The sequence below is a fragment of the Streptococcus sp. CCH8-C6 genome, from assembly GCF_001557225.1.
In the GTDB taxonomy this organism is placed as follows: Bacteria; Bacillota; Bacilli; order Lactobacillales; family Streptococcaceae; genus Streptococcus; species Streptococcus sanguinis_C.
In genome coordinates this window covers 111,530-121,363 of sequence record NZ_LSJN01000044.1, presented here as the reverse complement: position 1 = coordinate 121,363, position 9,834 = coordinate 111,530, and the positions used below count along the sequence as shown (strand labels likewise).

Here is a 9,834-nt window from a genome sequence, read left to right as displayed (position 1 = left end):
AACACGTTTATGAGAAGGTTAAGACCAGTCATAAGGATAAGGAAGGCAATGAAATTCCAGGTTATCCAACCGAAGACGGTGAACAACCTAAGAAAGATATTCCGGGCTATGAATTTATCAAGACGATAACTGATAAAGATGGAAATACAGTCCATGTTTACAGAAAAAAGGTCACTCCACGCAAACAAGAACCAGCGGGTAAAACACCAGTTAAGAGCACGCTTAAAGAATTGCCTAAAACCGGTACAGAAGCTCCTTCTGCCCTTGCAGCTCTTGGTATCCTTGGTCTGATGAGTGGATTTGGTCTTGTAACTCGCAAGAAAAAAGAAGACTAAATTTTTTCTATGGATACATAAATAAGAGAAATATTTAGATTCTTTTCTACTATTTGTCAAGGGTAATGCGGATTTCCAGTTCAAAATATATTCTCATTGAGTATTAAGGTAATATTTTAAGGATGAGTTCGAGCTGTTTTTTGAAAATTTTGGTACACTAAAGATACACCTCATCTGACATCTTTTGAAACGAGCTGTTACAATGATAGGGCATAGTTGACTTTAATGATTTTAAGTTGAAGTATAGTTGTAAAGTTTGTTATGCATTACAAGGTAATACATTATCCTGATGAGTTGATGTATTAAGACAATCGCATGTGGCTTAGTTAAAGTCGTCTGCGATTGTCTTCTTTGTTGTCTCTTGAAAACCACTAGCTATGCTAGTGGTTCCGGATAGCTTTTAGCGTGGTAAGAAAAGAACCTCCTAAACTGATAAGATAGAAGTGGTTTCCCCGCCACTACTAAACATCACAAAGGAGATATCTCATGAGAGAGGCTAATGAAAGTTTATCATATACCAAAGTATCATCGTCAAATCATTTATGGCAGATATAAAGCTAGTATCGGAAAAATCATACGTGACTTATGTGAGCGAAAAGGTGTGACCATACATTAAGCCAATACTTGTTTCGATCATATTCATATGCTTGTCAGTATCCCGCCCAAACTCAGTGTTTCGGCTTTCATGGGATATTTAAAGGGAAATAGCAGCTTGATGATTTTTGATAAGCATGCGAATTTAAAATACAAATATGAGAATCGAAAGTTTTGGTGCAGAGGCTATTATGTAGATACGGTAGGTCGTAATCAGAAAGTGATAGCTGAATATATTCAAAATCAATTACAAGAAGACAGAGTAGCAGACCAGCTTACTTTATTCGAGGCAGTAGATCCGTTTACTGGCGAAATGAATAGGAGAAAGTAAGTCAAGGTGCTTAAGTACCTGCTCGGGAAAGTGGTGCGCGAGGAAGCTATTTCGGCGGGCTTTTACCCCTGACCGGTAGAAGCGGCTTACAGCCGCAGAATAAACCACCAGTTTACACTGGTGGTTTTGATTCTCATAGAAGTCTGCAATGTGATATGGATTGGTGTGACTAGCTGAAGCGATGTTATGAATATATTTATATAGGATTTTTCTAGTGTAAGGATTACTACGCTTGGTAATATGTTCCTGTGCCAGATAATCACCAGATTAAAAGTGTTTGAGATCAATATTAATAAAGATATTGTTTGGTTGGGAAGACCGTCAAGAGATTCCAATATTGCTATCCTGTAGGTATAGAGAGCAAGCTCTCGATTTCTGGGAAGGAAACTTGAAGAACCTTGTGTAACCTATTTTCTTAGGCCTGACGATATCTTCTGTCAGATTCTGATAGAATCGGCTGGGGTCACTATAAGTTGTTTTACGATTTAAGACAAATTTGTGAGGAAGCTAATTTGCCTACATCAATTTTATCTATTTTCCGTGCTCGCAGACTATTCAACTGTTTTTAGCTTCCAGAAGGTTAAGACGTATATAAGCGTATCCATTATTATCTAGAAATGCTTGAGGACGGTGAGAATAGACACCCGTAGCTTGGAATATAATATCTGTTGTGTTGTTCTGTTTTCAGGTCTTTCAGTAGGTGATTAAATCCAATCGTACCATTGTGCATAGAGTAGTAACCATGTATATTTTGTCCGTTGATAAGAATAGCTACTTCAGAGTTTGCTTTACTCACATCAATTCCTAAAACTTATCCATATCATGTTTACTTCTTTGTCTTGAATGGATTCCTTATTTTAGTGATTTCATTTCCAATATGATGTCCGGCATATCCCACATGCTTTGATAAAATTTGAACTAAAACAGGTCTCTTGCCAATTTGTAAAACGACATCTAGCGCCATAGAGCCCTACGACTTTACAAGATACCTTTACTTTATCATTTCGAAAATATAGATGAAATTTGACTATTATGCTATGTACAATTATTTTATAGAAAAGTAGTTTATGACTTTTTGTTAATGATCTAACTTGTTGAACCATTCTAAGCTTAATCAAAAGATTGAAATCTATGCAATAAAAAGTAGAAAGAAGAGATGATGCAAACAATAAATCATACAGAATTAATGAAATTAGGTTTTCCTGAACATACGGCACGGGATATTATAAGACAAGCAAAGTTAATTGCTGTTCGAAAATTTGAAGAATCTAGAGCTTTATCAAATAATGTGGTAGAATTAAGTAAATCACCATTTGATAATTCACGTCTTAATTTAGCTCCTAAGTATATTGTAGAAGAATTACTCGGCTTTAAGTTGCTTTCTGAAAGAAAGGAACAAAATGAGTAAAAAATATAAATGCGTAAGTCGAAATAAGAAAGGAAAAATTTACTATGAGGTTGAATTCAGTGTAGATCCAACTACGGGTGACCGAAGGAGGTTTAGGGTTAAATCTTATAAAGATCAATTTGGAATTGATTTTAAAACAGAAAAGCAAGCCTTTGACGAAGTCTGTAGGATAAGAACTGAATACAATGCTAAAATAGCTAGTGTTAGTGCAAAAAGACCACAATTAGATATTCCATTTTCAAAATTTATGGAAGATGTTTATTTGCCTTATTATAAGAAAACTGTTCAGTCCGTAACCTTTCAAACAGCTTATCCTCAGTATAAGACTTTTATTGAAGTTTTTGCTGACAAGAAATTGTCTGAAATCAATGTTCGGGAATGTGAAGATTTTAGATTATCTTTAATGGAAGACTACTCTCCAAACTACGCAAAAGGACTTTGGTGTAAACTGAAGAAGTGCTTAAATTATGCAGAACGCTTGGAATACATTGAGAATAATCTTTGTCGAAAGTTAGACAATCCTAAAGGAGAAAAACCGAAAACTGAATTTTGGACTGTAGAGGAACTTGAAAAGGTATTAAAAACTTTTGATCAGACAGTTTATGAAGAGAGGCAGTTTTATACGGCTATCTGGCTTTATTTTATGACGGGGATGCGAGTCTCTGAGGGTCTTAGTTTAAAGTGATCAGACATAGATCTTAAAAATAAAGTTATTCATATTCAGTCTACCCTAGAATATCAAGGGAATGGGAAATACGTTCGAAAAGAGCAGACAAAAACTAGGGCAGGAATGCGTTTCTTAGAAATAGATGACGAAACTGTTAAAGTGTTGCAAAATTGGAGAACTGTACAAGTGTATAATAGAGAAGATAATTTCGTGTTAGCACGGTTTAACTCTCAAATGAACAAATCTACCTTAAGTCGAATGTTAAAAAGGCATGCACTAGCGGCTAAGGTTCCTGTTATTACTGGGAAAGGTCTACGTCATAGTCATGATTCATTTATGATAAACGTTCTAAAAAAAGATGTTTTGTATGTCTCGGCTCGTTCAGGAAGAACGGACAAAGCTACAACACTAAACACCTATTCTCATTTCTATGATAGACAGATTGTTACTGGCGGTGCTGAAATAACAGAGGTGTTAGGAGAGCTCGGACTAACTGCCAATCCCGCCACAATCCCGCCAAGTGGAGAAACTAAGTAAAAAATAGCTGTATGAGAACAATTAAAGCAACGACGCTTCAGTTACTCTTAAATAATAGAGTTTCCAATCATAGAAAACAACCAAGTCGAAAGACTTGGTTGTTTGTATCCAAAATCATTTTTATGTTAAAGCGCTAACAAAAAATAGGATTGTATGATATAATTGAGACAGATTATTGCGGTTTAGGAGATATTATGAATAAGATAAAAGTTATATGAGATTGTTGATTAGGAGATTTTTGTTAGGGAGATTCAGATGAATGCAATGGCTTACTGTTGCTCATTCTCTGGTTAAAGGATTTGTTATTCTTTTTAGAATAATTTGAAAGGGATTTTATGAAAAATTTTTTGGGGGAGAAGCAAACTCGGTTTGCTTTTAGGAAATTAGCTGTCGGACTTGTTTCGGCTGCTATTTCTAGTTTGTTTTTTGTGTCTATCGTTGGGGTTGACTCTGTTCAAGCACAGGAAAAGTTGAATGTTCACTATAAATACGTGACAGATACTGAAATAACTCCGCAAGAAAAGGAGTTGATTGTAAGTGGATTTCCTAAAATGTCAGAAGGCAATGAGGAGACTTACTATCTTGTCTACAGGTTAAACTCAAATGCTGGAGCAAAAACCTTACCGAATACAGGCGACAATAACAATTCAAATACTATGATGACGGCTGGTCTGTTAACGACGATAGGATTGGTTGTTTTTGTTGTGTCAAAAAGAAAGGTTCAAAGCAAGTTCCTATTGACTGTTTTGGTGGGGGCTAGCGTCGGAGGAGGTTTGATACTATCTGTCGATGCGCTGGAAAATGGGATCTTGCTACAGTATAATGCTGAATATCAAGTGTCGGCTGGGGAAAGTCTGCCTTCACCAGGTGAAATCTCAGGATATACCTATGTTGGCTACATAAAAGATGAATCAATTAAAAAATTATTAGACAATAAGATTCTTGATAGTCAGCAGAATACTAATCTAGATAAAGAAGCTTTAAACCAAAATAAGAAGCTAGATTGTTCTGTTTCTTTTGATAAGAATGGATTGACAAATCAAACTCTTGGCGTCAATACAATTGAGCCTCAAGATGAAGTTTTGTCTGCCCGACTAGCTAAGCCGGAACTATTATACAAAGAAACGTCTATTGAAACTGAGATAGCCTATGGAGAACAAATACAAGAGAATCCTGATTTAGCTGAAGGTACTGTAAGAGTAAAACAAGAAGGCAAACCAGGTCGTAAAATCGAAGCCGTCCGAATTTTTACGGTAGATAATGCGGAAGTTTCTAGGGAAGTTCTTTCGACAAAAATAGAGGAAGCGACTCCTAAAATAGTGGAAAAAGGGACTAAAAAGCTTGAAACGCCTAGCGAAAAACCAGTAACTTCTAACTTGGTTCAACCTGAGCAAGTTGCTCCCTTACCAGAGTACACAGGTGTCCAATCCGGTGCGATAGTAGAACCTGAGCAAGTGACGCCCTTACCTGAATACACAGGAACTCAAGCAGGCGCGGTAGTGTCACCCGAACAAGTAGCTCCATTGCCAGAATACACAGGAACGCAATCCGGTTCGATTGTCGAACCCGCGCAAGTTACTCCATTGCCGGAGTACACAGGCGTCCAATCTGGTGCAATTGTAGAACCCGCGCAAGTGACTTCATTGCCGGAGTACACAGGCGTCCAATCTGGGGCCATAGTAGAACCTGAACAACTCACCCCATCGCCTGAATACACTGGTGTTCAAGCAGGAGCAATCGTTGAACCTGAACAGGTGTCTTCATTACCTGAATACACAGGAACTCAAGCAGGAGCGATTGTTGAGCCCGTGCAAGTTACTCCATTGCCGGAGTATACAGGTGTTCAAGCAGGATCAATCGTTGAAGCTGAACAAGTGTCTTCATTACCAGAATACACCGGTGTTCAAGCAGGAGCCATAGTTGAGCCTGAGCAGGTAGAACCTCCGCAAGAATATACTGGAAACATCGAACCAGCGGCGTCAGAAGCGGAAAATCCTACTGAAAAAGCTCAAGAGCCTAAAGAGCAGAAGCAAGAACCAGAAAAAAATATCGAGTTAAGAAATGTATCTGACGTGGAGTTATATAGTCTAACGGATGGGAAGTACAAGCAGCACGTTTCTCTGGATGCAGTTCCAAGCAATCAAGAGAATTATTTCGTGAAAGTAAAATCTTCTAAATTTAAAGATGTTTTCTTGCCGATTTCTTCAATAGTCGATAGCACGAAAGATGGTCAGCCAGTTTATAAAATTACTGCAAGTGCTGAAAAATTAAAACAGGATATCAACAATAAGTACGAGGACAATTTTACTTTCTATTTAGCTAAAAAGGCAGCGAAAGAAGTCACAAACTTTACTTCCTTTAGTAATTTGGTTCAAGCTATAAATAATGATCTTGGTGGAACTTATTATTTAAGTGCTAGTCTGAATGCCAATGAGGTCGAACTAGAAAATGGCGCTAGCAGTTATATAAAGGGCAGATTTACAGGTAAGCTCTTTGGCAGCAAAGACGGAAAACATTATGCTATTTATAATTTGAAGAAGCCTTTATTTGACACTTTGAGTGGAGCTACTGTAGAAAATCTGGCTCTTAAAGATGTAAATATCTCAGGGAAATCTGACATTGGGGCCCTTGCAAATGAAGCGAATAATGCAACAAGGATTAACAATGTCCATGTAGACGGTGTTCTGGCTGGTGAACGTGGCATTGGTGGCTTGGTGTGGAAGGCTGATAATTCTAAGATTACGAATAGTGGTTTCAAGGGAAGAATTATCAACTCCTATGAAACGAGGTCTCCATACAATATCGGAGGATTAGTAGGTCAACTGACTGGCATCAATGCAGTAGTTGATAAGTCAAAAGCTACAATTACCATCTCATCAAATGCGGATAGTACAAACCAAACTGTCGGCGGCCTTGCAGGTCTTGTTGAGAAGAATGCGCTTATCAGCAATAGTTATGCCGAGGGCAACATTAATAATGTGAAACGCTTTGGAAGTGTTGCTGGTGTGGCTGGCTACTTGTGGGATAGAGACTCTAACGAAGAGAGACATGCTGGAAGATTGCACAATGTTCTTAGCGATGTCAATGTTATGAACGGGAATGCGATTAGTGGCTATCACTATCGAGGAATGAGGATAACTGACTCGTATAGCAACAAAGACAACAGAGTCTACAAAGTGACTCTTGAAAAGGATGAGGTTGTCACCAAGGAATCACTCGAAGAGAGAGGAACAATCCTTGATCCTTCTCAAATTGCAAGCAAGAAATCTGAAATTAACTCTCTTTCTGCACCGAAAGTCGAAACCTTGCTGACTAGCACTAATAAAGAAAGTGATTTTTCTAAGGTTGAAGACTATCAAGCCAGTCGAGCTTTAGCATATAAGAATATTGAAAAATTACTGCCGTTTTATAATAAGGCAACCATTGTAAAATACGGTAATCTGGTAAAAGAAGATAGCGCTTTGTTTAAAAAAGAAGTCCTATCTGCAGTCATGATGAAGGATAATGAAGTGATTACAGATATTGCTTCACATAAAGAGGCGGCTAATAAGCTCTTGCTGCACTATAAGGATCATTCATCTGAAAAGCTAGATCTCACCTACCAATCTGACTTTAGTAAGTTGGCAGAATATCGCGTGGGCGATACAGGTCTCATCTATACGCCAAATCAACTCTTGCATAGTCATAGTTCGATCATCAATGAAGTTTTACCTGATTTGAGAGCAGTCAATTATCAGTCTGAGGCTATCAGAAACACCCTAGGTATTTCTTCAGGAGTTTCATTAACGGAATTATACTTAGAAGAGCAGTTTGCTAAAACGAAGGAAAATCTAGCAAATACACTGGAAAAACTTTTGTCTGCTGATGCAGTCATTGCCAGCGAAAATCAAACGATTAATGGTTACGTCATAGATAAAATCAAACGCAACAAGGAAGCCTTGCTTCTAGGTTTGACTTATTTAGAACGCTGGTACAACTTTAACTATGGTGACGTGAATGTCAAAGACTTAGTCATGTATCACATGGATTTCTTTGGTAAGGGTAACGTATCACCTCTAGATACAATCATTGAATTAGGTAAATCTGGCTTTAACAATCTTCTTGCCAAGAACAATGTAGATGCTTATAGCATCAGCCTTGTAAACAATAATGCAACAAAAGATTTGTTTAGCACGCTTGCCAATTACCGGGAAGTATTTTTACCAAACAAAACAAATAATCAATGGTTTAAAGAGCAAACCAAGGCTTATATCGTTGAAGAAAAATCAGCTATTAATGAGGTGAGGGTCAAACAAGAGCAGGCTGGCAGCAAGTATTCTATCGGGGTGTATGATCGAATTACCAGCGACACTTGGAAATACCGAAATATGGTCTTGCCATTGCTGACGATGCCTGAAAGATCTGTCTTTATCATATCGACTATATCCAGTCTTGGTTTTGGTGCCTATGACAGATATAGAAATAATGAGCACAGAGCAGGAGCAGAACTCAATAAGTTTGTTGAGGATAATGTCCAAGAAACCGCAAAACGTCAACGCGACCATTATGATTATTGGTATAGAATATTAGACGAGCAGGGCCGTGAAAAGCTCTATCGAAATATCTTACTCTATGATGCCTATAAGTTCGGTGATGATGCTACTGTCGGCAAGGCTACAGCGGAGGCACAATTTGACAGTTCTAATCTAGCCATGAAGTATTTCTTCGGACCAGTTGGAAATAAGGTCGTACACAATAAGCACGGAGCTTACGCTACTGGGGACAGTGTTTACTACATGGGCTATCGTATGTTAGACAAGGACGGAGCCATTACCTATACCCATGAAATGACGCATGATTCTGATAATGAGATCTATTTAGGAGGATATGGAAGAAGAAGCGGACTTGGTCCTGAATTCTTCGCCAAGGGCTTGTTGCAAGCACCGGATCATCCAGATGATACGACAATCACGGTCAATTCAATTCTCAAATATGACAAGAATGATGCATCTGAAAAATCTCGTTTGCAAGTCCTGGATCCAACTCAACGATTCCAAAATGCGGATGATTTAAAAAATTATGTTCATAACATGTTTGATGTCATTTATATGTTGGAGTACCTAGAAGGTATGTCAATCGTGAACCGTCTGTCCGATGTGCAGAAAGTGAACGCGCTGAGAAAAGTCGAGAATAAATATGCCCGAGATGTTGATGGAAATGATGTTTACGCAACGAATGTGATAAAAAATATTACAATGGCGGATGCGCAAAAATTAAATTCATTCGACAGTCTCATTGAAAATGATATGCTTTCAGCGCGTGAGTACAAAAATGGTGATGTAGAAAGAAACGGCTACCATACGATTAAGCTCTTCTCTCCGATTTATTCGGCATTAAGCAGTGAAAAAGGAACGCCTGGAGATCTTATGGGACGGCGTATGGCTTATGAGCTTTTGGCAGCCAAAGGCTTCAAAGATGGTATGGTTCCTTATATCTCTAACCAGTATGAAGATGATGCCAAGCAAAACGGAAAAACCATCAGTATCTATGGTAAGACCAGAGGTCTGGTAACAGATGACTTGGTTTTACGCAAGGTCTTCAATGGTCAGTTTAATAATTGGACAGAGTTTAAGAAAGCTATGTATGAAGAACGTAAAAACAAGTTTGACAGGCTGAATAAAGTCACATTTGATGATACGAGACAACCATGGACAAGTTATGCTACTAAGACTATAAGTACTGTAGAAGAGTTGCAAACCTTGATGGATGAAGCAGTTCTCAAAGATGCAAATGACAATTGGTATTCTTGGAGCGGCTATAAACCAGAACATGACAGTGCTGTCCACAAGCTGAAAAAAGCAGTCTTTAAAGCTTACCTTGATCAGACTAAAGATTTCAGAACATCAATCTTTGAAAACCAGAAGTGATTGCTTTGAGCTGTCAAATGGTCTGCAAAGTTGCAAGTCTGAAATGTTATGGAAGA

General features: G+C 38.1%; 3 protein-coding genes and 4 pseudogenes. 5 read left to right on the top strand and 2 right to left on the bottom strand.

Going from position 1 to position 9,834, the window contains the following annotated elements; translation table 11 throughout:
• The coding region (locus AX677_RS05280) for an LPXTG cell wall anchor domain-containing protein (protein ID WP_060976410.1) at window positions 1-335 on the top strand (335 nt) is incomplete at its 5' end.
• Between the two features lie 231 nt (window positions 336-566).
• Here the strand turns inward: AX677_RS05280 and AX677_RS09415 are convergent.
• Window positions 567-692: pseudogene (locus tag AX677_RS09415) on the bottom strand (IS110 family transposase); the annotation flags it as partial.
• A gap of 142 nt (window positions 693-834) precedes the next feature.
• On the opposite strand from AX677_RS09415, the pseudogene tnpA reads away from it, so the two are divergent.
• Window positions 835-1,260, top strand: a pseudogene (tnpA, locus tag AX677_RS05275) (IS200/IS605 family transposase).
• 132 nt (window positions 1,261-1,392) lie between these two features.
• On the opposite strand, the pseudogene AX677_RS09530 reads toward tnpA, so the two are convergent.
• Window positions 1,393-2,062 (bottom strand): annotated as a pseudogene (locus AX677_RS09530) (transposase); the annotation flags it as partial.
• A gap of 354 nt (window positions 2,063-2,416) precedes the next feature.
• Between AX677_RS09530 and AX677_RS05270 the strand changes: the two are divergent.
• The 3 genes and pseudogenes from AX677_RS05270 to AX677_RS05260 all read left to right on the top strand — a co-directional run bounded on the left by AX677_RS05270 (window position 2,417) and on the right by AX677_RS05260 (window position 9,778).
• On the top strand, window positions 2,417-2,668 hold the full coding sequence (locus AX677_RS05270) for a DUF3173 family protein (protein ID WP_002933823.1): 252 nt from the start codon (window positions 2,417-2,419) through the stop codon (window positions 2,666-2,668).
• Window positions 2,661-3,872 (top strand): annotated as a pseudogene (locus AX677_RS05265) (tyrosine-type recombinase/integrase). Before AX677_RS05270 ends, AX677_RS05265 begins: the two are co-directional and overlap by 8 nt.
• Before the next feature lie 335 nt (window positions 3,873-4,207).
• Window positions 4,208-9,778 (top strand): ZmpA/ZmpB/ZmpC family metallo-endopeptidase, encoded by a 5,571-nt coding sequence (locus tag AX677_RS05260; protein ID WP_060976409.1) that lies wholly within the window; start codon window positions 4,208-4,210, stop codon window positions 9,776-9,778.
• The last annotated feature ends 56 nt before the right edge of the window (window positions 9,779-9,834 follow it).